We start from the raw sequence: 23366 nt of genomic DNA on the forward strand, positions 1-23366 counted from the left end.
AACAAAAAGTATTCCGTAAAATATAATAACGCATTGGGAGCAAATACATTTTCATATTGGGAGCGAACTGCATTTATTGACAATGCCGATATAATTATCATTGGCAGCGGCATTGTTGGTTTAAGCGCTGCGTTGCATTTAAAAAAACAGGCACCGGCTTTAAAGGTGCTTGTACTTGAACGCGGCTTTTTACCAACGGGAGCAAGCACAAAAAATGCGGGTTTTGCTTGCTTTGGCACTGTTTCCGAGCAAATGGACTACCTTAAAAAATCATCAGAAGCGGAAGTTCTGCGAATGGTTGATTATAAATGGCGGGGCCTGCAGCGCCTTCGGCAAAACCTGGGTGATGAAAATATAGATTACCAGCAAAACGGCGGGTACGAGTTATTTATGGATGATGAACCTGGCAAGGCTGAGGAAAGCATTGAAAAATTAACTTATTTTAACAATTTGCTAAAGCAAGCCATAGGCAAATCTGACATTTATTCAGTTGCTAATGCTAAAATAGCAGATTTTGGATTTACCAGGGTTAGCCAGATGATCTATAACCCCTATGAGGGGCAGCTGCATACCGGTAAAATGATGCGCACTTTATTAAATAAAGTATCCAACCTGGGGGTAATGGTTTTGAATGACTGCGAGATCAAAAAAATTGAAAACGAAGGCGCTCACGTATCCCTTACAACATCGCAGGGAAATTTTAAAACCGGCAAAGTAATACTGGCCACTAACGCTTTTGCAAACCAACTATTCCCTGAACTTAGGGTTATTCCCGGCCGCGGACAAGTGCTGGTAACAAAACCCATTGCCGGTTTAAAACTAAAAGGCACCTATCATTTTAACGAGGGCTATTATTATTTCAGGAACATTGATGGCAGGGTGCTGTTTGGAGGCGGCCGGAACCTTGATTATGCTGCTGAAGAAACATGGGATTTCGGCCATACGGAAACGGTGAAAAACAAACTGGTTACCTATTTAAAAGAAGTGATCCTCCCGGGCCAAAATTTTGAGGTCGACTACTGGTGGAGCGGTATAATGGGTTTTGGCGAAGCGCTAAGCCCCATAGTTAAACAGGTTGAACCCAATGTTTTCTGTGCAGTAAGATGTAACGGGATGGGGGTTGCAATGGGGAGTTTGGTAGGAGAGGAAGTGGCTGAGCTGGTGTTGGGTTTTTAATTTAGATTGATGAAAAGAATAAACATTCGTAAATCAGGATTATGGTAACGTTACAGGTAAAACTAAGTGTTGAAGATATCATTGCATCCCTCTCTGATTTTGATAATTCAGAAATAGAAAAACTCCAGGCTGCATTATTTGAGCTTAAAAATAATTTGGAGCTCCAGGTCGCAATTGATGAAGGGCTTAATGATGTAAAAAATGGGAGAGTCAGTACCCATGAATCAGTAATGAGTGAAATAAAAACCAAGTATAACTAATTTAAGTATTAAGTGGACTAAGAGAGAAATACATCATTTTATTTCTCGAACAGAATCAGTCATAAAAACAATATCGGATAATCCTTATCTGTTCAACAGTATAAAAACGACCCACAAATAAGGCAAGTTTTACATGCAACGGTAATATTAGTATATAAAATATCAATCGAAGAAAAGACAATTCAGATGCTTACATTTTGGGCCGCAAGAAGAGGTCCTAAAAAAATAAAATTGTAAGGTACCGATATACATTTTCAAAACATAACCCATTATCTTTTTTTTAAAAATAAAATCGTATGTTCGGCTAAGTAAATAAGTCAGAAAAAATGAATATCCACGATATAATAGCCCATCTTCCAAATTTAAATAAAACGGAAAGGACCCAACTTCAAAACGCATTATTTGAATTACAATGCGATCTTGATTTGAAGGAAGCTATCCAGGAAAACCTGGAAGACATAAAAAGTGGTCGCGTAAGCTCGCACGAAGCCGTAATGAACGAAATAAAGGCAGCGCTTTAATTTCAAAATAACTTTCATGCCGATGCATAAAAGCCATCGATATGAAAATATTAAATATCCCCATTCTTCCGCATCCAGGCTACCACGGCCTTGATTTCACCGTAGCTATAATTATCGCCCAAAATTTCTTTTAATGGAGCCAGCTTTTCGGCCCCATAGTTTTCGACGGCATCTTTAATAGTGGGTATTTTTTCCTGTATTACCAATTCGGTTACCTCCATTTCGCCTTTATATATGTAAAAGCTTAAATGGCCTTCAATAGTGGTAGGGGCCAGTTTGCGCTGGGCGGCAATTTCGCTAATTGGTTTGCCCGACCGGTACAATGTAAAGCTTTCCTTTGCAGTATCTGATGATCTGATGTTGCCTGCTGCCCTTTCAGTTTTCGCTTTCCGCTCACGTTTGGGTACTTTGTGTTTTATTTTAGATGATAAGCCATTTTTAGCGCTGTAATTTTTAACCGGCAGCAAAAACTCGCGGCCATAACGGGCCAATTTTATATCACCAAAGCCAGAGATCAGCCTTAGCTCATCCAGGCTTTGAGGCAAATAGGTTGCCATTTCCTGCAAACCGGCATCCGAAAGAATAACATAGGGCGGCACATTTTCATGTTGTGCAATATCCCGCCTTATATTCCTTAGCTCGGCCAACAGCGCAGCTTCAAAAGGCAATGCCTCCGTAGCAGGCTGATGTTCTTCAATAATTTGGGAGGCTACCAGCTCAACTTTTTCAAGTCCTTTTAATACGGCTTCGCTTTTTTGTGTAAGCTTTAAAACAGGGTACATATCATCGGTTACCTGCAAATAACCCATTGCGGTTAACTCGCGCAGGTATCGCTGCCATTCGGGTTTGCTGATATCTGCCCCTATGCCATAAGTTTTAAGCTGCTTATGTTCCTCACGGATCTTTTCACTTTTTGAGCCGCGTAAAAAATCTACCACATAAGCACCGCCAAAACGTTCTTTAAGCCGGGCCACTGCCGATAGCGCTTTTTGAGCAATCAATGTAGCATCAAACCTGGGGAACTCGGTTAAGCAAAAATCGCAAGAGCCGCAACCTGGCGGAAAATCTTCATCAAAATATTTTAACAAAAATTGCCGGCGGCAAGCGTGCAGCTGGCAGTAGTTAACCATGTCATCCAGCTTTTTCAGCATTATGCGGCTTTGTTCCGGGTTATCCTCAACCATAGCAAACTGTTTCAGCTTTATGGCATCGCCAGGCGAGAATAGCAGCATAGCATCCGATGGTAGCCCGTCCCTGCCGGCACGGCCGGTTTCCTGGTAATAGCCTTCAATGTTTTTAGGCAGATCCATGTGGACTACATAGCGCACGTTCGATTTATTGATGCCCATGCCAAAGGCTATAGTGGCTACTATTATCCGCACCTCATCGCGCAAAAAAGCTTCCTGGGTACGGGCCTTAACAGCGTTATCTAAACCGGCATGATAAGCCTCAGCCAAAAAACCCTCCTCTTTCAAGTCGGCTGCCAGGCTCTCGGTTGATTTACGCGACAGGCAGTAAATTATGCCCGATTCCTCTTTCCGTTCATCTAAAAAAGCAAGCAACTGGTTAAAGCTGTTCTTTTTGGGGACAACGCGGTATGTTATATTCTCCCGGTTAAATGATGAAATAAATACTTCCGGATCTTTAAGGTTCAGTTTTTCAAGGATGTCTTTTTTGGTCAGCTTATCGGCGGTGGCGGTAAGAGCAATAACCGGAATATTGGGAAACTCCACCTTTAACCCGGCCAGCGCCAGGTATTCCGGCCTGAAATCATGCCCCCAGTGCGAAATACAGTGTGCTTCGTCAATAGCAATAAGCGCAACAGGCAGCGACTTTAAAAAGGCCATCAGCTTACTTTCTTTCCCAAACAAACGTTCTGGTGCAAGGTATAGCAGCTTTATCTGGTTGTTTTTCAGGCGGGTGCTTATTTCTATTTGCTCCTGTGTAGATTGGCTTGAATTAATAAAAGCCGCCGGGATGCCGTTAACATTCAGGGCATCAACCTGGTCCTTCATCAACGCAATAAGCGGCGAGATAACTATGGTTAAACCGTCCAGCAGTACTGCGGGCAGCTGGTAACATAAGGATTTACCACCGCCTGTAGGCATTAGCGTAAGCACATCCTTTTTATCTAAAATATGCTGAATAATGGCGCCCTGCTGGTGTCTGAAAGCGCTGTATCCGAAATATTTTTGCAGGGCCTGTATGGGTGTCATTGTGTTGTTTAGATTTATTGATGTGCAGATGTGCTCATATGCAAATATGCTAATTTTTTTGGTAAACCAAAAAGCAGGGGGGAATTCAAATTGTCGCCAATAGCTATAACTCAATCATTAAGCATCTGCTTTGATTACAGAAATCTTGCAGAATTTGGCTAAAGCCCTATTTTTGATGACCCATTATCCCTTGGCTGAAGCACAACGGCAATGAATGAAAAAAATAGCAGACAACTTCATTGCCGTCCCATTTTATGGGGGGATAAGGACAAAATAAGAGTTAAGGGCTTTAGCCAAAAACCAGCAGGTTTGCGATGCTATATCAATTATTCATCCAGCAAATCCGGCCTTCTCAGCCTTGTGCGCTCTACGGCCTGGTCAAAGCGCCATTTTTCAACTTCGGGGGTATTCCCGCTTAACAGGATATCAGGTACTTTATGGCCGTTCCAGTCGGCCGGGCGGGTATAAACCGGGGCGTCAAGCAGGCCATCCTGGAAAGAATCAGACAGTGCAGAGGTTTCATCAGATAATACACCGGGGATCAATCTTACCACAGCATCAACCAAAACTGCAGCAGGCAGCTCGCCGCCTGATAAAACATAATCGCCAATAGAAATTTCGCGGGTAACAAAAATATCGCGGATGCGCTGGTCAATCCCTTTGTAGTGGCCGCATAAAATAATAATGTTCTTTTTTATAGAAAGCTGGTTGGCTATCTGCTGGTTCAGTGTCTCTCCGTCTGGCGACATAAAGATCACTTCATCATAATCGCGCTCGGCCTTCAGTTTTTCAATGCAGGCCGCAAATGGCTGTATGGTCATCACCATGCCGCTGCCGCCGCCATAGGGATAATCATCAACACTTTTTTGCTTCCCTGTTGAGTAATCGCGCAGGTTATGCACAACAATTTCTGCGATCCCCTTTTTTTGCGCACGCTGCAATATAGAATGTGCAAAAGGACTCTCGAGCAGGTTTGGCAAAACGGAAATGATATCAAAACGCATGGGGCAAAGATAGGGGAATAGAGTTAAGGGAGGAAATGGAGTCAAGAATCAGGAAGTCAGATTCAAGAGGGGATTAGAAATTAAAAATGCAGTGCTAAACGGCTCCTTATCTTGACTCTCGACTCTTGACTTCTTGACTCTTGACTTCTTGCATCTTTTACAGCGGCCTGCAAATTTCCCAATGATGCCCGTAGGGGTCAATAATGTGGCCCAGGCGATAGCCGTAATCCTGGTCGGCGACGGGATAAACTTCCGTAGCACCGGCAGCTATTGCGCTTGCCGCAAAAGCATCGGGATTGGCTACTATCAAGCCCATCCTGATGGGAATTGAGCCCGCTTTTTCTAGCGCAGAATATTCTGCTTCCGGTCCATCAGCAACAAAAAAGCGTGCGCCATTAATTGAGAGCTCGGCCACAATTGCCCCATCCGGAGCCTCAACCCGCATCAGTTCGGCTGCGTTAAAAGCCTTTTTATAAAACTCAACTGCCGCAATGCCATTACTTACTGAAAGGGTTGGCCTTATAGCTGTTTCAAAATCATCTCCTGGTTTATTTTCCATAGTCTCCTTTCATTAATACATCCGGGTTAGTTATTTTTTCAATAAGCCAATGGTGCCCAAAGGGATCCACTATTTCGCCCTGCCGGTAGCCATAGTCATAGTCCTGCACCGGCGAAGTGATCCGGGCGCCTGCCTGCGCAGCTTGTGCTATTACGGCATGCACGTCATCAACCATTAATCCAACAGTTACAGTTGTGCCGTTATGCATGTCAGGACTAAACGCTTTGGAATGCGGCGTTTGTTCATGAAGGTGAAACAACGCATCGTCAATTGTAAATCCTGCCACATGTACAGACCCATCATCATTGTTAAGGCGCCACAATTCAACTGCATTAAATGCTTTTTTGTAAAAGCTTATATCAGCTACACCACTGGGAATAACTAGCTGCGGTGCAAAGGTTGTTTTGGTTTCCATTTGAATGTATAATTAATTTCTTTTTTTTTGATTCTTGCTGTCCTGATTCCTGACTCTAATCTTCTTCTTCCAGCATAAACACTTCTTCGAGCGGTTTGTTAAACACTTTTGAAATTTTTAATGCTAATACAGTTGAAGGTACGTATTTATTACTTTCGATTGTATTGATAGTTTGCCTCGATACACCCACGGCTTCGGCAAGATCGGCCTGGGTTATATTTTTTATAGCGCGTTCAACGCGGATATTATTTTTCATGATGGCTGAATGTCCTCCTTTACCGAACGGTTAAGCCTGAAGATCATCCATCTGAAACGGATGATAAAAAACACAAGCGGGATCCATAAATTTAAATATAGGATATGGCCTTTGTCGTTAGTAAAAACCAGTGTGGTAAATAATACAAAATAGTTGAGATATATCGCCCATTGCAAAGAATCTAAGCGCAATTGCGAAATTTGCTCGTCTTCAATTTTTTCCTTCGAGAATGCTACCAGGAATAAGCCGGCTGCCATGAGCAAGGCGGTTCCAATAAAAAAAACATGATCGGGCGTAAACAACCCGGATGCATCTAAGCCCTGATTGTACCCTTTGAAATTATTACCGGCATGTATCTTCATGATGGCCATTATGGGGATATGAATAAAGATCAGGCCCCAGCCTATATACCTGCTCCAATGCGGAAATAGAAAGCGCGTTTTCATTGTTTGTAAAGTTTAATTTACCAAATGTAAAATAAACTTTACAAATTGTCAAATAAAAAGGAGCTATTTTAGAGCAGGAACAAAATGCTTTTTAACCAATGCCTCAACTTTATGCCGGATGTGCGTTGAAATGGGTTTCCCCCAAATAACCTTGTATCTTCCGTCGGCCCGGGTAATAACAGAGAAATAGTTCTTTAAGTCTCCATTTATTTCACTTGGGTTGTTTAACTGTATTTGCTTAATTTCCTGATCGAAATTTTCCATTTTTCTAATTTACTATTTATGTGTAGTTATGAAGTATAACCCGTTTATGATACTATGCTTGCACTCAATCCAAATAAATATCCAATAACCCATCCGGCAGGTCAACCCTTACAATTTCCTTTACCACATCAATGCCTTTAATTACCTCTTCATTCAGCGGGAAAAGCACTTCGCAATTTTTATAGGTAAGGGTGGCTATTAATTGCTGCGGGTACTCGTGTATATCGGTTATTATGCCTAATTCCCCTTCATTGTCATCAACTGCGGTAAACCCTTTCAAATCCATCAGGGTAAACTCCTGCTTCTTCTTTTTTGGCTTTAGTTTATTAGGCAGGTACAAGTCCTTTTTTGCAAGCAATGAGGCTTTTTCAATGGTATCCACATCCTCCAGAACCAGGTATGCGGCATTTTTTTGCAGATATTTTATCGAGCTCACAAAATAGGGCACCAGTTTGCCGGCAGTTTCAATAAACAGGGTATTGAACTTAACATCTTCCAGGCCTTCAAAATCGGTATAAATATGCAGTTCGCCTTTTAGACCTTTGGTTTTTATAGTGCTGCCTATTCTGAAACAATCTTCGGTTGTCATGGTGTGATATTTGATTTCTTTTATTAATAGCGATGGATTTAAAACCTTGAGTGTTCGAAATATGTCCTCATGATCGATTATGTCCCCGGTTCGCCCGTATTTAACGCAGGCCTTCGACCTGCGCTGATATATTAGGCCCTTTCAGGGCCATGAAAACCACAATATTCAAAGCCTTGAAGTGGGCGACATACAATAGCGCAGGTCGAAGGCCTGCCTGATTGATAATGTTTCGAACATTCAAGGTTTAAACTCATCGCTATTGTAAAGGTGGTTACAAAATAACAATGGCGAAGAACCTGTTAGGATCTTCGCCATTATATTATTTAAATAAAAGAAGCAATGCTTCTTGTTCTGTTACAATAATTATTCAGCAGCAGGTGTTTCGTCAGCTGATGCTTCCGGCGCTTCAGATACTTCTTCTTCAGCAGGGGCTTCAACTTCTTCAACTGCAGGTGTGTTTTTAGCAACAATTGCAGCAGCTTTTGCTTCTTTCTTTTTAGCTTCAGCAGCCAAAGCAGCTTTACGTGCTTCGTCTTTTGCAGATACTAAGGTAGTTTTCTTACCCGTGATCTTTCCGTCTTTGGTGTCAAGCCATTCCTGGAATTTTGCTTCAACCTGCTCTTCGGTTAAAGCACCTTTTTTAAGACCGCCCTGTAAATGTTTTTTGTATAAAACACCTTTGTACGACAGGATAGCACGGCAGGTATCTGTCGGTTGTGCACCACTGTTAACCCAATCAAGGGTTTTGTCGAAATTGATGTCAATTGTTGCAGGGTTAGTGTTTGGGTTGTATGAACCTAAACGCTCAATAAAACGTCCATCACGTGGAGCGCGTGCGTCTGCTACTACGATATAATAAAAAGGTTTTCCTTTTTTACCGTGTCTTTGCAATCTGATTTTAGTTGCCATTTTTTTATTTTATGTATTCAACATTGTCCCCGGAGTCCTTTCTGCGGGGATGCAAAGGTAGGTATTTTATTTATTAATGTAAAATGATTTCATCATTTAGTTGATTAGAGGTTAGAGATCAGAGATTAGGTTCAGTCAGATAAATATTCAAACTCCCAGATTAACTAATCTCTAGTCACTCCCTCTAATCTCTATCCCCAACTAACCTCTGATCTCTAACCTCTAATCACTAAATTCAAACTTTTCTTTAAAAAATCAACAGATATAAGTACTATCGCAAAATAATAAGTGCTAAGTTTACAGCTAACTTTGCAGCAAACGCATTTTATTAAAATAATAGTTAACTTTTGTTACGCCAGGGCGCTTAATTTAAAATATGCAGGATCTGCCACTTAACGGACTTGGGTTCTTTTTTGATGATAACCCTAACCCAATGTGGGTTTATGAAATATCATCTTTACGGATATTAAAGGTAAATAAAGCGGCTACTGCCAGCTATGGCTACACTGATGAGGAGTTTTTAGCCCTTACCATCCGTGATTTACGCGAATCCACTGAATTTAAAGTTCTTGATGATTACCTTGGCCAAAAGAACATCAGCGACTTAAAAGGGATTGCTCATGCAGGTATTTGGAAACATAGAAGCAAAAATGGCAGCCTTATTTACGCTGAAATTAACAGTCACGATATAACGTTTAACCATCTTGCCTGCCGCATTGTAGTTGCTGCCGATGTAAGCGAAAAAATACGATACCAGGAAGAGGCTAAACTTAGGGAGCAGGAACTGGTTTGGATCAAAAACAGCCTTGAAGCGCTGATAAATAATACTGAGGATCAGATCTGGTCGGTTGATAAAGAAATCCGTTATGTTTACATGAACCAGGCTTACCGCAATAAAATTGCTCAATTAACTGGTGTTGAACCCAAAGCAGGTGATTATTCATACCAACATACCGGCTACAATAACGAGATAATTAATACGTGGACCAACTATTACAGCCGGGCGCTTAAAGGCGAAATATATTCTATTATAAATGAAAGCGTTGATCCTGATACACAAGATCTGTTATCATTCGAAATAAGCTTTAATCCCATTTATAACGAAAAAGGCGAAATTACCGGCATAGGATGCTTTGCCCGTAATATTACCCAACGGCTTAAAAGCGAAAAAGCTATTATTGATCAAAACGAGCGCCTGCGCCATATTGCTTCACTAACATCGCACGAGCTGCGCCGCCCGGTGGCGAGTATGCTGGGATTAATCGCCATAATGGACAGGGTGAATTTCTTTAACCCGGATAACAAAGAAATTATTGAACACCTGTTAACCGTAGGCAATGAAATTGATGAGGTGATCCGCTTAATAGTTGATAAAACCTTTATCAATCATGATAATTCGCCTGATAAATACCAGGCGCCATGATTGGGCATAAACAAATATTAAATACCAATTAATATGTTATTGGGGTGATTAGAATCCCAAATTAGTATGTTTATTTGGGATTTCAAAATAACGAGCCGCATTTTTTGAACTCAATATAAACTGGCGACAAATAAAAAAGGCCGGATCCCGGCCTCAATATTATTTACCAATAAGTTACTAACTATATTGCCAATATCTCTACGATCTTTAAAAAGTCGGGGTTAATTTCGGCAATGTGTTTGGTGGCGTGTTCAAACGGGGTATAGGCAATCTCATTGTGGATCAGCCCTACCATTTCGTTACGGTGGCCGGCCATTAAAGCTTCAACTGCAGCAACACCAACCCGGCTCGCCAGCACGCGGTCCATACATGAGGGCCTTCCGCCACGCTGAATGTGACCCAATACCGATACCCGGGTATCATAATTAGGGAATTTTTCTTTTATCTGCCGTCCTACTTCAAAAGCGTCACCTGCTTCACCGTTTTCGGCAAGCATAATTATTTTTGATGTTTTGTCTTTACGGCCTTTTTCCAGTTTATCAAATACTGCGTTAATGTCGGTTGGGCTTTCGGGGATCAATATAGTTTCGGCACCGGCAGCAATGCCCGTGCGCAAAGCTATTAAACCAGAGTCGCGCCCCATCACTTCAACAATAAATAACCTGTCGTGCGATTCTGCCGTATCTCTTATTTTATCAACGGCATCAATTACGGTATTAATTGCGGTATCATATCCGATAGTAAAATCAGTGCCACAAAGATCGTTGTCGATGGTTCCGGGAAGGCCAACAACCGGGATGTCGAATTCTTCACTAAAAGCCCTTGCACCTCTAAAGGTTCCGTCGCCGCCTATGGCCACCAGGGCATCAACATTATGCTTTTTTAACTGATCATACCCCATTTTGCGGCCTTCGGCGGTTCTGAACTGCTCGCTGCGCGCCGTTTTCAGGATAGTACCGCCGCGCTGAATGATATTTGAAACGGATTTACGGTCCATCGGGAACATATCACCTTTTATCATACCATCATAGCCACGGCGAATGCCTGTTACTTCAATACCATAATAAATAGCTGATCGCACTACCGCCCGTATGGCAGCATTCATCCCCGGCGAATCCCCGCCTGATGTAAGAAGTCCTATATTTTTTATTTGCGTCATTTTTATGAATTGGCGCTGTTTCGCTCTGTAAAAAGTATCTGAATTAATGCTTTTATTAAGATAGAACGGTAAAAAACCGTTCCTCTTTTAAAAGTTCCGCGAATTTACACTTTTTTTTCGTGAGAGCCGAGCGTTTTTGTAAAACGGGAGATGGGGAGAGAAGAATCAAGAGATTAAGATACAAGAATCAAGAGTCAGGATACAAGAGTTAAAGATAGAAAACAATACAGTAAACAAATTACTGGCGCTCTCTTGATTCTTGTATCCTGACTCTTTTCTATTTTCCTATTTTTGGTTTTTAAAAGCCGCTATACCGCTATCTAAATAGGCAATAAAACCAGGAATATCAAATATAGCACCCTGCGGCGGTACAAGGGCTTCGCCATTTTCATTTACCATTACATAGTAAGGTTGAGCGTTTGAGTTATATTTGGTTATTTCCAGGTCAAGCCATTTACCGCCTAATGTATTTATCGTTTTTCCGTTATAGGACGATTTTGTTTGCTCTGAAGCAGGAATTTCCGTTTTATCATCAATAACCAACTGCAGCATTACAAAATCATTTTGAAGGCGTTTTAAAACTTCAGGATTTGGCATCACATTCGATTCCATTTTTCGGCAGTTAACACAATTCCAGCCGGTAAAATCGATAAGTACTGGTTTGTGCAGCTCCTTAGCTACCGCAATGGCCTGGTCATAATCATACCATTCATCAATGCCTTTTACTTTCGGCATCCGCCTAAAGATCTCTTCGTATTTTTTTATTTTTATGGATGATTTATTAACGGCGGCAGCGGCAGTACCTGATCCCAGTCCAGATGAAAGGTCAAAATCCTGTGTGCTCAGCGGAGGCAGGAAAGCGCTGATGGATTTTAGCGGTGCTCCCCACAAACCGGGGATCATATAAACAACAAAGGCAAAAACAATGATAGATATAAAAGTACGCGGAACTGAAAGGTGCGTAACCTCACTATCATGTGAAAACTTGATTTTGCCAATCAAATATAAGCCCATTAAAATGCCAATTGCTATCCATAATGATAAAAACACTTCCCGGTCAAACCAGTCCCAATGATAGGCAAGGTCAACGTTTGATAAAAATTTAAGCGCAAATGCAATTTCTATAAATCCTAATATCACCTTCACGCTGTTAAGCCAGCCACCTGATTTTGGCAGGCTTTTTAATGCTGATGGGAACAAGGCAAACAATGTAAAAGGCAATGCAAGCGCTAATGAAAAGCCAAACATACCAACCGCAGGGCCAAGCCGCTCACCTTTGGTAGCTGCCTCAACAAGCACCGAACCTATTATAGGACCGGTACATGAAAAGGACACCACCACCAGGGTTGATGCCATAAAGAAGATGCCTGCAAGGCCACCTTTATCAGAGTTTTCATCAAGCTTATTAGCTAATGAGCTGGGAAGCGTAATTTCAAATGCCCCTAAAAACGAGATACCGAACACTATCAGCAATAAAAAGAAAAAGAAGTTAAATATGCCATTGGTAGCCAATGCGTTTAAAGCCGATGGCCCGAATAACAAGGTTATAATAAAGCCAAGGGAAACATAAATTACAATTATTGAAAGGCCATAAAGCAATGACTGCAATATTGCCTTACTGCGGCTGCCGCCCCGTTTTGTAAAAAAACTAACCGTTAAGGGCAACATAGGGTAAATACAAGGCATTAAAAATGCGGCAAAGCCGCCTAAAAAGCCGGCAATAAAGATCTGCCACAATGTTTTCGGTATTTCTCTACTGCTTTTAGCTGCATTTTTTGAACCTGGCTGCACCTTTGCAACTTGTTGCTGTTTCTTTTTGGCGGCCGCTGCGCTATCCGCCGCCGTAGGGATATCAGTAAACTGAACGTCGCTTGTTGATACTGCGGTGTCAGCTTTTTTGTTTTGCAGCGCTTTAACCGGATTTAATCCTGCTATAAAAATTGCAATAACTGTAAATAATAAAAACAATCCGCTTTTTGCAGAACGGCCTTTGAATGATTTCATTTTCTGTTTCCGCAATTATTTACCTAATGGAATTGTAAAATCAACATCTTCCGGCGGAAGGCATTTTTGGTCGTTACAGGTCATGTATTCCAATTGGCCCTTAACAGTTGCTGCATTTGCTGATTTCAGCTTTATTTTTTGCTGAAACACTACTGATTTTTCAAAATAGGTAACGTCCATTTTAAACGTGGACTCATATTTTTTGATTGGAGTTGGCTGTATAGGCTTGCCAACCAGGCTATATTCTTTTGAAGGGGCAAAAGTAAACGAGGTTTTTATAGGGCCGCCATCTTTTACGTCAAGTCCGTAAATATGCCATTTATCATCAATTGTAGCTTTTAAAAACACCACAGCTTCAGTAGGGCTTATTCTTTTAGCCGCATACGACCATTTTACGTGCGATTCGATCTGGGCCTTAGCGCCAAAGCTTAAGGCCAATGCAATTACTGCTAACAAAATTCTTTTCATTCCATTTATAGTATTAGTACGTTTCTATTTTATTCAACAATGCCTGCTAAGGTAACAGGGAATATTGTTTTCTTTATGAAGCTGAATGTAAAAAATGTTAAATTATTGAGCCCCATTAGTTAAAAACTCAATTTCCTTCAGGCTAAACTCTAATTCTTCGCCCTTATTATTTTTAACAAGCAATATGCCGTTGTCCTTTACATTTTCAATCACACCATTAAACATTCCTTCTTTCGACCTGAATGTTTTATTTTCGTTTAACCAGTATAGTCGTTTTAAATAAGATTCCCTTACAAAAGAAATTTTTCCGGCCTTTAAATTCAAATAGTATGCCTCAATGTGGCGACAAATGTCGGATAATAAACCATTTAAATCATAATCCTGGTGTAAGATTTGCTTCAAAGAAATGGCATTTGGCAGGTGAGCCGGGAAATTTTCCTGATTTATATTTAGGCCAATGCCAACAATGGCGTTTTTTATTTGTCCGCCCTGTATCATATTTTCAATTAACATGCCGCCAAGTTTATAGTCGGCGTAATAGATATCATTGGGCCATTTTATTTTTAATTTATCGCCGAGCAGTGGCATTAAAGCATCAAAAACACCTAAACTTACAGCGCGTACAAGGTCAAACTGATCAGTAATTGGTAAAAAAGCGGGTTTTAATAAAATGCTGAATGTTAAATTTTTACCCGGCTCGGCATGCCATCCGTTCTGTTGCTGTCCTCTGCCTGCATACTGGTTTTCTGCCATAATGACTGTTCCTTCAATCAATGGCTTGGAATTTGACACTAATTCTTTAAGAAAATTGTTTGTTGAGTCAACTTGTTTAATTGTTATAAAATTTTGTCCAACAAATAACCCCGAAAATATGTTATTTTGCAAAGTATAATAATTTAAAATACTAAATCGTTCAAAACTAATTCTTTTTGATGGTAAAAAACAAAGCGTTAAGTGAATCTGCTTATATTTCTGAGTTAGCCATACACGGCATCCAGGAAAAAAAAGGAAATGATATTATCAGGTTAGACCTTCGTAATATATTTAGTTCGGTGGCTGATTATTTTGTGATATGCCATGCCGATTCAACCACACAGGTAAAAGCCATAGCAAATAGTATAGAAGAGGAAATTTTTAAAGCCACGCAACAGGAACCCTGGCGAAAGGAAGGGCTTCAATATGGCGAATGGATACTGCTGGATTATGTAGATGTAGTCGTTCACGTTTTCAGGACCGATAAACGGGAATATTATGGCATGGAAGATCTGTGGGGCGATGCTGAAATTAAAATGTATAAAAGCGCTTAAGCATCCGCAACAATTGCGTTTAAATACGCGTCATCACATCATACCATAAAATATTAAATTAAAGATTGTAAGTTTGAGTTTGTAAAGAAATGAAAGATAATAAATTGGAAAATCCAAAACCGATCCGGAAAATACCGAATAAAAAAATCACTCCAAAACCACCAAAACCAAACATTATGTGGTTTTATGCCATTATTGTGGTGGTATTGCTGGTTGTAGCTACGTTATTAAATACTACTACTTCAAATCCCATACCCTTTCAAAAGTTTGGTGAAATGCTTAAGCAGCATGATGTAGAAAAAGTTGTGGCCTACCGCAGCGGCGATCTTTTTGTAGCCGAGGTGTATATTAAAAAAGAAAGCTTAAATAAGCCGGAATATGCCGATGCCAAAAAAGAAACCCGCCCACTAAGCATGGGTAATGCCGAAGGCCCTCAATACACCTTTTCGGATGCTACTTACGAGGGGATAAAGCAGTCCATAAACAATGCCGAAAAGGACTTTGGTTTTACAGAAGACCAGAAAATTCCCGTTAGTATTGAACCAGGGCATGAGAGCCTTTTATCAAACTGGTTTGTACAATGTATAATAATGGCTGTATTGCTGGTAGCAGTGTGGTTATTTATTATGCGCCGCATGAGTGGCGGTGCCGGTGGCGGCCCGGGCGGGCAGATCTTTAACATAGGTAAATCAAAAGCTACCTTGTTTGATAAAGAGGCCCAGGTATCGGTAACATTTAATGATGTGGCCGGTTTGGAAGAAGCAAAACAGGAAGTAATGGAAATTGTGGATTTTCTTAAAAATCCCAAAAAATATACTAACCTGGGTGGTAAGATCCCTAAAGGTGCCTTATTAATAGGTGCGCCGGGTACAGGTAAAACCTTGCTGGCTAAAGCAGTTGCCGGCGAGGCGCAGGTGCCTTTCTTCTCCTTATCAGGATCAGACTTTGTTGAAATGTTTGTTGGTGTGGGTGCTTCACGTGTTCGTGACCTTTTCCGCCAGGCGAAAGACAAAGCCCCATGTATTATATTTATTGACGAAATTGATGCTATTGGCCGTGCCCGTGGTAAAAACAATATTGTTGGCGGTAATGATGAGCGCGAAAACACATTAAACCAATTATTGGTTGAAATGGATGGCTTCGGTACCGATTCAGGCATTATCATCCTTGCTGCAACCAACCGTCCTGATGTATTGGATTCGGCTTTATTACGCCCGGGAAGGTTTGACAGGCAAGTATCAATTGATAAACCCGATTTGATCGGTCGCGAGCAGATCTTTAAGGTTCACTTAAAACCGGTTAAGCTTGCCGAAGGCGTTGATGCTAAAAAATTATCAGCACAAACACCAGGCTTTGCAGGCGCCGAAATTGCCAACGTATGTAACGAAGCTGCGCTGATAGCCGCACGAAAAAATAAAGAAGCTGTTGATATGCAGGATTTCCAGGATGCCATTGACCGTGTTATTGGTGGCTTGGAGAAAAAGAACAAGATTATATCTCCCGAAGAAAAACGCATTGTTGCTTACCACGAAGCCGGGCACGCAATTGCCGGCTGGTTTTTGGAGCATGCCGATCCGCTTGTTAAAGTATCTATTGTTCCGCGTGGTGTTGCTGCTTTGGGCTATGCCCAGTATCTGCCAAAAGAACAATTTTTATATACTACCGAGCAATTAATCGACGGGATGTGTATGACACTGGGTGGCCGCGTGGCCGAAGATATTACATTCGGTAAGATCTCAACCGGTGCCCAAAATGACCTGGAGCGCATTACCAAGCTTGCTTATGCCATGGTTACCATTTATGGTATGAATGCAAAAGTGGGCAATGTATCATTTAACGATACCCAGGGCGAATACCAGTTTAATAAACCATATTCAGAAAAAACGTCTGAACTGATTGATCAGGAAGTACGCCTTCAAATTGCTGAGGTTTACGAGATGACCAAAAAGCTGCTTCTTGATAAAAGAGAAGGCCTGATAAAATTAGCTGATAAGCTTTTAGAAAAAGAAATCCTTTTCCAATCAGACCTTGAAGAGATCTTGGGCAAGCGTCCGTTTGAAAACCGTACTACATATGATGAATTTGTAAACGGACCGGAAGCTGACCAAACACCTGCAGCTAAAGCTTTGATACCAGAAGGTGTTGCCGATCATTCAGGCACTTTTGAAAGAAACCCTGAAGAAAAAGAAGCAAGCACAGGTAAGGAATAATTTTGAAAGTCTATAGTCTTAAGCCTTGAGTCGAAAGTCATCTTTTACTCAGGACTTAAGACTTTTTACTTAAGACTCAGGACTAAAAATGAGGGATATAACTACACCGAGAGAAAAACTGCTTAAAAAGATCCGTAAGGCGCTTTTAGAGAAAAGGGATAATCCATATCCTAACCTTGAGGATCTGCCGCACTACCCCCCGTCTGAAGAATTAAACGAGGTGTTGTTTGCCGAACAATTTACTTCCATATCCGGGCAGTTTGTTTTTTGTGAAGACGAAGTACAATTCATTGAAAATTTACTGGAACTGGCCGAAGAACGCAAATGGCACAAGATCTATTGCTGGGAACCGGCGCTGCAGGAGATTTTAACAAAATTTGAATATCCGTTTTACAAAACCGATAAAGATTTTGAACAAGCCGATGTTGGCTTTACACTTTGCGAAGCATTAATTGCACGTAACGGCAGCATTTTACTTTCAAACGGCAATATGGCAGGCCGCCGGTTAAGCATTTATCCGCCGGTACACATTGTATTAGCCTATACCTCACAATTGGTGCTCGACCTAAAGGACGGGTTTAAGCTGATAAAAAGCAAATACGAAAACAATCTCCCATCAATGATCAGCAATGTTACAGGCCCAAGCCGTACAGCTGATATTGAGAAAACACTGGTTTTAGGCGCACATGGGCCGAAAGAGCTTTTTGTGTTTTTACTGGATGGATAATGAAAAGTTTTAGGGTCAACTTATTTTAGGACGAATTAGTGTAGAGACGCGATGCTTCACGTCTTAAGCGCAAGGTACTACCCTCTATCGGCGAAAACCCCATAAAAAAAGCGGGGTAACCAATAACTCCCGCTTTTTACAATCAGTCAGCACCATTTTAAATTCAAACGCACGGACATATAAAAGGATATTCCGTATTATCAATAATTGGCTTTACGCCGAAGAAATCATTCAGCACAGATTCAGCGGTGCAGAAGGCGCCTTCAACCCATGCCTGGTCGTTTGAGTAAGCTTCGCCGACAATAAAAATGTTGGCATCGGCACCTTTTATCAATTGAGATGGCTTGCGGATCTTCTGCTGCACGTCGCAAATATCATAATGCGCCGCATAGGCATGGTAGCCCGCATTAAACGGCGGCAGCGACCAATCCATATACCGGGTTTCCAATGGTTCGGGCACAACGCTATAATCGGCATCCGGGCCAAAATGTACGGCCGCCAATTGCTGGCGCAGCATTTTTACCATTACATCAGGTGCTTTGCGCGGCCCTATCAAAGGCTGATAATTTTCTGAAAATGCGGTTTTCTCAACGGAATCTGTCGAATACTCCAATTCTTCCCAAAAGCTGGTGAATTGCTCATCATCATAGCTGGCAAGGATGCCGTATATGGGCTTAGCGTTTTTATCAAGTGCATTATTGCCGAAGTAAACCACCTGCCTTATGGGAGTATCCGTAACGCTTGGCCCAATGGTGTTGCGTTGGGCAGCAGTAAGCAGCTGTGTTTTTTGCGCAGGCGTAAGCGGTGCACCAATACATTTTTCAACATTACTTACCAGGTCTCCGGCGGCGGCGAATGGTGTTTCCATAATCACCGGATTTTTACTTTTTTCAATCTCAACCAGGTACTGCTTTGGAAAGCCTTCCGCAGCCAGCGCTTTCAGTACGTCAGTTGTTACTTCGTAGCTAATGATAGGCGCCGGATAGGCCGGCGGATTGGTGGCATTTGCCATCCACCACGGCGAATCAAAAAACATTCCAACCTTATACGAAGGCTGCAGCACTGCCGACTCCAGGTACAATTGCACTTTGCGGTGATTAAGCACATCCAGCCCTTTATGATCTCCGTAACGGGTAGCCTGTGCCACAAGGTCTAACGGACCGCGGGGCATAGCCAGCCATGCTGCCGAGGTGGTTTTTGTGGCTGCTTTTTTATCCGGCTTATCACGTTTTGCAATGCTGTAATGAATTACATTATCAATTTCCAAAATGGAATGCAGGCGGGTGTTTGGGTGATACTCAAAATTGACGCCTTTATGTTTTGCCAGCTTCACAATGGCATTAAACAGGGCATTGAACATGCTCGAATAGCCGTGCGTAAGCGTTTTGTATTCTGTACCAGGCGTAAACTCGTTATTGGCCTGGAAAGCAACGGCTGAATTCCAGTTGATAACGTTCGAGGTATAGCCATTGCCATCATTGGTGTAGTTATACCCTTCAGACCCCAGCTGATCAAACATCAGGTTCCAGTAGCCTATATTTTTTAACAGGTCGCCTTTTTGAAAAACAGATGATTCCGGCGTATCAGCGGTGATGCGCCCATCCTGGTAAAATTGGCACCATTCGGCACGGGTTTGCGGGCCGGTATGCGCGGTGACAGCCAATTTTTCAACTATGTTAAAGCCATTATCGGGCGGCTGACTTGCGCCATCGTTCTTTACGTTATACGGGGCCGGGTTTGTTTTGCTAATATCATTATAATACATGTTTTTGGTGCGCAAATAATAAAGCGGGTTGGTAGACTCATTAAACGGCACCGAATATTTATCGAGGTCAAGCTCTTTAATAACGGTGGTAACCAGGCGGTGCCCGCCGCTCATAGCCCCATTATTTCCGTCCCACTCCGAGTAGCGCATGCCGCCCAGCTCCAGGTATGATTTTGTTTTATCGTTTTCATAATGCCAGGTACAAACACGGGCACCGGCAGCGCGGGTCCCCTGGTGCTCTTTCGAGAAATCGTACTGGCCCCAGTCATACAGTTCAAGGGTATCGCCCTTGTTAAGCAGCTTTGATTGATCCTGTTCAATGTTGGCTTCGCCGTTCAGCAGACGCCAGGCCGTATAAAGCCCGGAGGCACCTGCGCCAAAAATAGAATACGTTTTATTTTTCATATGGATTTAGGTTATGTATGGTTGATTTATTTTTTTATTAGTATATAACTGTTATTCTTTCCTTACCGCTAAGCATCGACCGGGTGAGTCGATCAGCCATGCATTCGCACCAATGCATTGGCGTCAATATCGCTCGTATATTTTACTCACCCGGTCGACGCGTCACTGGACTTGCCCTCTCTTCGCTGCTGCGCGGAAAGAGGGTGAAAAAATCAATCCGCCATGCGTTTGCGCCAATGCATTGGCGTTAATATCGCCCGCAGATTTTACTCACCCGGTCGACGCTTCGCTGGACCTGCCCTCTCTTCGCTGCGCGGAAAGAGGGCGAAAAAGTTCTGTGAGAGCGAAGCTAAATCCTTTCCTTAAGAGAGGATTTAAGTGAGGCGCTTACTCCAGCCCCAGCCTGCGCATTTGTCCCGGCAGGTCCTTTTCGGGGATCACTACCTGCACCAGCGTAGGCTTATTGGTTTTTGTTTTTAATTTTTCAAGCACCGCATCCAGCTCCTTTACGGTTTTAACGGTGTGGCCTTCTGCGCCGAAAGCTTTGGCAAGGGCCAGGTAATCCCATTTTGGCAGGATATCAAACGCATCAAACTTATGCTGCGGACCGGGCTCGAACGAACTCATATCGACATAAACCTGCTCAATGGCATACACGCCGTTGCTCATCACAAATATTACAGCATTAAGGTTGTTGCGCGCCAGGGTTGAAAGCGACTGGCAAACCATCATAAAGCCGCCGTCGCCGGCTACGGTCCAGGCCCGTTTGCCGCTGCCAAGCTGTGCACCTGATGCTGCCCCGGTTTCGTAGCCGATACACTGCCAGGCGGCCGACGAGATAAAGCTGTTTTGCTTTAACCCGTAAGCATTGGTAGCCACATAAAGCGACGAGCTAACCCCATACGTCATCACGATATCCTTCAGCATGTTGTTATCGGTCAAAAATTTCATGGAGTGCTGGAAAAACCGGTTATAGGTAATGGTATCCGGCTTGTCATTCCAATGCGGATCTGAGTTGGAGAGCCATGGCTCCGGGTATTTAGGCTGCGTGGGCGCTATTGTTGCCAGCGGGTAGCCTTTGGTGGTTTTAAACAAGTGCAGCAATGCTTCCATAAAATCCTTCATGGTAACATTTTCATAAATAAAGTACCCGGCGCGGATCTGCTTAGTCGTGGCCAGCACCATGTCGGCATACTTGCTTTCAATAAACACCAGGTAATCGTCGGTAATTATGGTTCCAAGGGTAAGGAAGCAATCGGCGGCGGTAACCAGGTCAGTTACACTCTTAATAGATGCAGCATCAGCGTAGGTGCCAATAAATTTGCTGCCTCCTTCATCAAGCACGGTTTTACCCAGGCTGGTGGTAGTATATAAAAAGCCGCTTGCATCTATGAGCTGCTGCAGCAGATCTGCCAGGCCGTGCCGAAGCACTTCTACCCCGGCAAATATCATCGGATTTTTAGCGGCTGTGAGCTGCGCCCAGGCCTGCGCCACCGCATTTTCAAGCGCCAGCGGATCACTCTTTATCACCAGCGGCTTTAATGGTTCTTTCGGTGGCTGCGGGCAGGGCTCCCCCCAAACTTCTTTATAACAGGCAATGTAAACCGGTTTTTTATGGGTGATAGCTGCTATCAGTAAATTATCAATTGCCGCCGCCGCACCAACAGAAGTGCTTAGCGTTATGGCGGCAACAGTTACATGCGAATATACTTCCTGGTCGGCCTGCAGGTTGCCGGTTGAGTGGTGGTAAAGCACATCGTACATTTTACCGATCTGCCGGGCATCAGCACCCGGGCAGGCGCTGATAACCACGACAGGACTCAATTCAACAAGCGCCCCGGCAATAGCATTGAGCGCGCTGAATGTGCTTACTCCATATTGCAGGGAAACAGCCGCGAGGCCGCGCGTACGCCCGTAAGCATCAGCGGCATAGGCAGCATCAAGTTCGTTAACGGCGCCAATGGCAGTAACACCGTCGAAATATTCAAGGGCCTGCGTAAAATGTTTAACATAATCGCCGGGGATTTGAAATACTTCGGTAACATTAAGTTGTTTTAGTCGGGTTAAAAGGTAATCGGCAACGGTAAATGGCTGGGCTTGATTTTTATTTAAGGCTTTAGCGGTAATTGGACTTTCATGAAACCGCAGATTTTGGTTCGACATAACGATAAGCGTATAGGTTTGACGTAAATATTAGTATAAAGCTATAATATTCTTTTCATTTTAAAAAGCGATTTTTTAACTATTATTTTAATGTTAGCTGACAGTTAAATTTTAGGCGGGCGGAAAATGTCATTAAGTAAAGGCAAAACACAAATGTAATTCTCCCCAAAAGCATTGTAGCCCCACCCAACCCTCCCCGGAAGGGAGGGCTTAGAAAGAGCGAAGCCAAAGTCTCCCCAACCGGGGGAGATTTAGAGGGGGCTACCAAGCTGTTGGGGAGAACTATTTTTGTATTTTCAGTTTAACTTCATAATACCGCACACCATCACGTCATGCCGTCCGAGCTGGTCGGATCGGCACCCCACAGGACAGGTAACCCGCTTGTATAGCGTAAACCTGGCATGTGGGGTGCTGAAAAAAGCAGGATATTTTTATTTACCCCCACCCGTCGGCGGCACCAAATTAGTAGTAGCCGGGCTAACCGGGGCCGAAGTATTCTCCGTGGTCTTCAACCCAACATAGGTGCTGCTGCTGATGCCCATCAGGATCAGTAATTGCGACGTAATAACGGTGTCGTCCGGCATTTTGCTCTTGCCCGAAACGTAGGCTATGTAGATGGCGCCAATAATAAGCGTCCAGATCACGCTTTGCAGGCGGTAGATGCTCACGCCCTTCTCGTCGGATATAATATCGATCAAAAACCCTTCCGACGGATAATCCTGCTGCGGGATGCTGGTACCCTGGGTATCCTTCTGGCTGTTATCAATCACCTTTGACGCTATCGTAGTGCCCGCGGCAATGCCCAGCAGCGTTAAGTTTACGACAGCCAGCACCGGCGCCGCATATTCCTGCGGCGATGCATTGAGGTACACATAAATAAACGAGCTGATGATGATCACCGTCCAAAAAGCCAGCTGACTCCGGCCAAGACTAAAAGCGGCCCGCGGTTTAGTTTTGCCATCCGTTTCGGCCAGCATACCAAAATTGTCATTGTTAAACACTACGTTGCGCAGCATCGACGATTTAATTGCAACTACTATTACAATTATTGAAATTACGGCAAGAATTAAGTAATACATGATAAATATTGGTTTTAGGTTTAAAATTGATTTTACAGCAA

Annotated in this window: 23 protein-coding genes; 7 read left to right on the forward strand and 16 right to left on the reverse strand. The window is 42.8% G+C overall.

What is annotated here, in order from left to right; translation table 11 throughout:
- The first annotated feature begins 33 nt into the window (after nt 1-33).
- The 3 genes from JWQ54_RS02100 to JWQ54_RS02110 all read left to right on the forward strand — a co-directional run bounded on the left by JWQ54_RS02100 (nt 34) and on the right by JWQ54_RS02110 (nt 1957).
- The gene (locus JWQ54_RS02100; RefSeq protein ID WP_299579461.1) at nt 34-1176 is read left to right on the forward strand and encodes an FAD-binding oxidoreductase; all 1143 of its coding nucleotides are present in this window, start codon (nt 34-36) and stop codon (nt 1174-1176) included.
- A gap of 41 nt (nt 1177-1217) precedes the next feature.
- Nucleotides 1218-1436: a hypothetical protein gene (locus JWQ54_RS02105; protein WP_299579464.1), complete on the forward strand. Its 219-nt coding sequence runs from the start codon at nt 1218-1220 to the stop codon at nt 1434-1436.
- A gap of 326 nt (nt 1437-1762) precedes the next feature.
- Nucleotides 1763-1957 (forward strand): hypothetical protein, encoded by a 195-nt coding sequence (locus JWQ54_RS02110; protein WP_299579466.1) that lies wholly within the window; start codon nt 1763-1765, stop codon nt 1955-1957.
- Between the two features lie 50 nt (nt 1958-2007).
- On the opposite strand, the gene recQ is transcribed toward JWQ54_RS02110, so the two are convergent.
- The 9 genes from recQ to JWQ54_RS02155 all read right to left on the reverse strand — a co-directional run bounded on the left by recQ (nt 2008) and on the right by JWQ54_RS02155 (nt 8615).
- The gene (gene recQ / locus JWQ54_RS02115; RefSeq protein ID WP_299579469.1) at nt 2008-4173 is read right to left on the reverse strand and encodes a DNA helicase RecQ; all 2166 of its coding nucleotides are present in this window, start codon (nt 4171-4173) and stop codon (nt 2008-2010) included.
- A gap of 326 nt (nt 4174-4499) precedes the next feature.
- Entirely contained in the window at nt 4500-5177 is a 678-nt protein-coding gene (gene trmD, locus JWQ54_RS02120) for a tRNA (guanosine(37)-N1)-methyltransferase TrmD (protein WP_299579472.1), read from the reverse strand.
- Nucleotides 5178-5334: 157 nt separating this feature from the next.
- Nucleotides 5335-5736, reverse strand: coding sequence for a VOC family protein (locus JWQ54_RS02125; RefSeq protein ID WP_299579475.1), 402 nt, complete (start codon nt 5734-5736; stop codon nt 5335-5337).
- Nucleotides 5726-6151, reverse strand: a complete 426-nt coding sequence (locus JWQ54_RS02130; protein WP_299579478.1) for a VOC family protein — start codon at nt 6149-6151, stop codon at nt 5726-5728. Before JWQ54_RS02130 ends, JWQ54_RS02125 begins: the two co-directional genes overlap by 11 nt.
- Before the next feature lie 55 nt (nt 6152-6206).
- On the reverse strand, nt 6207-6410 hold the full coding sequence (locus tag JWQ54_RS02135) for a helix-turn-helix transcriptional regulator (RefSeq protein ID WP_367187074.1): 204 nt from the start codon (nt 6408-6410) through the stop codon (nt 6207-6209).
- Nucleotides 6404-6853 (reverse strand): hypothetical protein, encoded by a 450-nt coding sequence (locus JWQ54_RS02140; RefSeq protein WP_299579485.1) that lies wholly within the window; start codon nt 6851-6853, stop codon nt 6404-6406. Before JWQ54_RS02140 ends, JWQ54_RS02135 begins: the two co-directional genes overlap by 7 nt.
- A 63-nt stretch (nt 6854-6916) precedes the next feature.
- The gene (locus tag JWQ54_RS02145; RefSeq protein ID WP_299579488.1) at nt 6917-7117 is read right to left on the reverse strand and encodes a hypothetical protein; all 201 of its coding nucleotides are present in this window, start codon (nt 7115-7117) and stop codon (nt 6917-6919) included.
- 64 nt (nt 7118-7181) lie between these two features.
- Complete coding sequence (gene rimM, locus JWQ54_RS02150) at nt 7182-7706, reverse strand: ribosome maturation factor RimM (RefSeq protein WP_299579491.1); 525 nt, start codon at nt 7704-7706, stop codon at nt 7182-7184.
- 363 nt (nt 7707-8069) lie between these two features.
- The gene (locus tag JWQ54_RS02155; RefSeq protein WP_299579494.1) at nt 8070-8615 is read right to left on the reverse strand and encodes a 30S ribosomal protein S16; all 546 of its coding nucleotides are present in this window, start codon (nt 8613-8615) and stop codon (nt 8070-8072) included.
- A gap of 376 nt (nt 8616-8991) precedes the next feature.
- Here JWQ54_RS02155 and JWQ54_RS02160 point away from each other — a divergent pair, with 376 nt between their 5' ends.
- Nucleotides 8992-10038, forward strand: coding sequence for a PAS domain S-box protein (locus JWQ54_RS02160; RefSeq protein ID WP_299579497.1), 1047 nt, complete (start codon nt 8992-8994; stop codon nt 10036-10038).
- Between the two features lie 181 nt (nt 10039-10219).
- Here JWQ54_RS02160 and pfkA read toward each other — a convergent pair whose 3' ends face one another.
- From pfkA to JWQ54_RS02180, 4 genes are all read right to left on the reverse strand, one after another.
- Nucleotides 10220-11197, reverse strand: a complete 978-nt coding sequence (pfkA, locus tag JWQ54_RS02165) for a 6-phosphofructokinase (RefSeq protein WP_299579500.1) — start codon at nt 11195-11197, stop codon at nt 10220-10222.
- Between the two features lie 285 nt (nt 11198-11482).
- Complete coding sequence (locus JWQ54_RS02170) at nt 11483-13201, reverse strand: thioredoxin family protein (protein WP_299579503.1); 1719 nt, start codon at nt 13199-13201, stop codon at nt 11483-11485.
- Nucleotides 13202-13216: 15 nt separating this feature from the next.
- On the reverse strand, nt 13217-13669 hold the full coding sequence (locus tag JWQ54_RS02175; RefSeq protein WP_299579506.1) for a protein-disulfide reductase DsbD N-terminal domain-containing protein: 453 nt from the start codon (nt 13667-13669) through the stop codon (nt 13217-13219).
- Nucleotides 13670-13771: 102 nt separating this feature from the next.
- Complete coding sequence (locus JWQ54_RS02180; protein ID WP_299579509.1) at nt 13772-14554, reverse strand: biotin--[acetyl-CoA-carboxylase] ligase; 783 nt, start codon at nt 14552-14554, stop codon at nt 13772-13774.
- A 47-nt stretch (nt 14555-14601) separates the two neighbouring features.
- Between JWQ54_RS02180 and rsfS the strand changes: the two genes are divergently transcribed.
- The 3 genes from rsfS to JWQ54_RS02195 all read left to right on the forward strand — a co-directional run bounded on the left by rsfS (nt 14602) and on the right by JWQ54_RS02195 (nt 17913).
- A complete protein-coding gene (rsfS, locus tag JWQ54_RS02185; RefSeq protein ID WP_299579512.1) occupies nt 14602-14976 on the forward strand; it encodes a ribosome silencing factor in 375 nt (124 codons plus the stop codon).
- 89 nt (nt 14977-15065) lie between these two features.
- Nucleotides 15066-17186: an ATP-dependent zinc metalloprotease FtsH gene (gene ftsH / locus JWQ54_RS02190; RefSeq protein ID WP_299579516.1), complete on the forward strand. Its 2121-nt coding sequence runs from the start codon at nt 15066-15068 to the stop codon at nt 17184-17186.
- 88 nt (nt 17187-17274) lie between these two features.
- Complete coding sequence (locus JWQ54_RS02195; RefSeq protein ID WP_299579519.1) at nt 17275-17913, forward strand: lactate utilization protein; 639 nt, start codon at nt 17275-17277, stop codon at nt 17911-17913.
- A gap of 163 nt (nt 17914-18076) precedes the next feature.
- On the opposite strand, the gene JWQ54_RS02200 is transcribed toward JWQ54_RS02195, so the two are convergent.
- The 3 genes from JWQ54_RS02200 to JWQ54_RS02210 form a co-directional block, all read right to left on the reverse strand.
- Nucleotides 18077-20083 (reverse strand): hypothetical protein, encoded by a 2007-nt coding sequence (locus tag JWQ54_RS02200; protein WP_299579522.1) that lies wholly within the window; start codon nt 20081-20083, stop codon nt 18077-18079.
- 387 nt (nt 20084-20470) lie between these two features.
- Entirely contained in the window at nt 20471-22246 is a 1776-nt protein-coding gene (locus tag JWQ54_RS02205) for a thiamine pyrophosphate-dependent enzyme (RefSeq protein ID WP_299579525.1), read from the reverse strand.
- A 431-nt stretch (nt 22247-22677) separates the two neighbouring features.
- Nucleotides 22678-23325 carry a hypothetical protein gene (locus JWQ54_RS02210; RefSeq protein ID WP_299579528.1) on the reverse strand — a complete coding sequence of 216 codons (648 nt, stop codon included), beginning with the start codon at nt 23323-23325 and terminating at the stop codon, nt 22678-22680.
- Nucleotides 23326-23366: the final 41 nt, after the last annotated feature.

Source organism: Mucilaginibacter sp. (assembly GCF_028288225.1).
Classification (GTDB): domain Bacteria; phylum Bacteroidota; class Bacteroidia; order Sphingobacteriales; family Sphingobacteriaceae; genus Mucilaginibacter.

Bases quoted from the DNA above. Each gene is read 5' to 3' on its own strand.
- JWQ54_RS02105 (WP_299579464.1), top strand. From the start codon at position 1,218: ATGGTAACGTTACAGGTAAAACTAAGTGTTGAAGATATCATTGCATCC.
- JWQ54_RS02110 (WP_299579466.1), top strand. From the start codon at position 1,763: ATGAATATCCACGATATAATAGCCCATCTTCCAAATTTAAATAAAACG.
- recQ (WP_299579469.1), bottom strand. From the start codon at position 4,173: ATGACACCCATACAGGCCCTGCAAAAATATTTCGGATACAGCGCTTTC.
- trmD (WP_299579472.1), bottom strand. From the start codon at position 5,177: ATGCGTTTTGATATCATTTCCGTTTTGCCAAACCTGCTCGAGAGTCCT.
- JWQ54_RS02125 (WP_299579475.1), bottom strand. From the start codon at position 5,736: ATGGAAAATAAACCAGGAGATGATTTTGAAACAGCTATAAGGCCAACC.
- JWQ54_RS02130 (WP_299579478.1), bottom strand. From the start codon at position 6,151: ATGGAAACCAAAACAACCTTTGCACCGCAGCTAGTTATTCCCAGTGGT.
- JWQ54_RS02140 (WP_299579485.1), bottom strand. From the start codon at position 6,853: ATGAAAACGCGCTTTCTATTTCCGCATTGGAGCAGGTATATAGGCTGG.
- JWQ54_RS02145 (WP_299579488.1), bottom strand. From the start codon at position 7,117: ATGGAAAATTTCGATCAGGAAATTAAGCAAATACAGTTAAACAACCCA.
- rimM (WP_299579491.1), bottom strand. From the start codon at position 7,706: ATGACAACCGAAGATTGTTTCAGAATAGGCAGCACTATAAAAACCAAA.
- JWQ54_RS02155 (WP_299579494.1), bottom strand. From the start codon at position 8,615: ATGGCAACTAAAATCAGATTGCAAAGACACGGTAAAAAAGGAAAACCT.
- JWQ54_RS02160 (WP_299579497.1), top strand. From the start codon at position 8,992: ATGCAGGATCTGCCACTTAACGGACTTGGGTTCTTTTTTGATGATAAC.
- pfkA (WP_299579500.1), bottom strand. From the start codon at position 11,197: ATGACGCAAATAAAAAATATAGGACTTCTTACATCAGGCGGGGATTCG.
- JWQ54_RS02170 (WP_299579503.1), bottom strand. From the start codon at position 13,201: ATGAAATCATTCAAAGGCCGTTCTGCAAAAAGCGGATTGTTTTTATTA.
- JWQ54_RS02175 (WP_299579506.1), bottom strand. From the start codon at position 13,669: ATGAAAAGAATTTTGTTAGCAGTAATTGCATTGGCCTTAAGCTTTGGC.
- rsfS (WP_299579512.1), top strand. From the start codon at position 14,602: ATGGTAAAAAACAAAGCGTTAAGTGAATCTGCTTATATTTCTGAGTTA.
- ftsH (WP_299579516.1), top strand. From the start codon at position 15,066: ATGAAAGATAATAAATTGGAAAATCCAAAACCGATCCGGAAAATACCG.
- JWQ54_RS02195 (WP_299579519.1), top strand. From the start codon at position 17,275: ATGAGGGATATAACTACACCGAGAGAAAAACTGCTTAAAAAGATCCGT.
- JWQ54_RS02200 (WP_299579522.1), bottom strand. From the start codon at position 20,083: ATGAAAAATAAAACGTATTCTATTTTTGGCGCAGGTGCCTCCGGGCTT.
- JWQ54_RS02205 (WP_299579525.1), bottom strand. From the start codon at position 22,246: ATGTCGAACCAAAATCTGCGGTTTCATGAAAGTCCAATTACCGCTAAA.
- JWQ54_RS02210 (WP_299579528.1), bottom strand. From the start codon at position 23,325: ATGTATTACTTAATTCTTGCCGTAATTTCAATAATTGTAATAGTAGTT.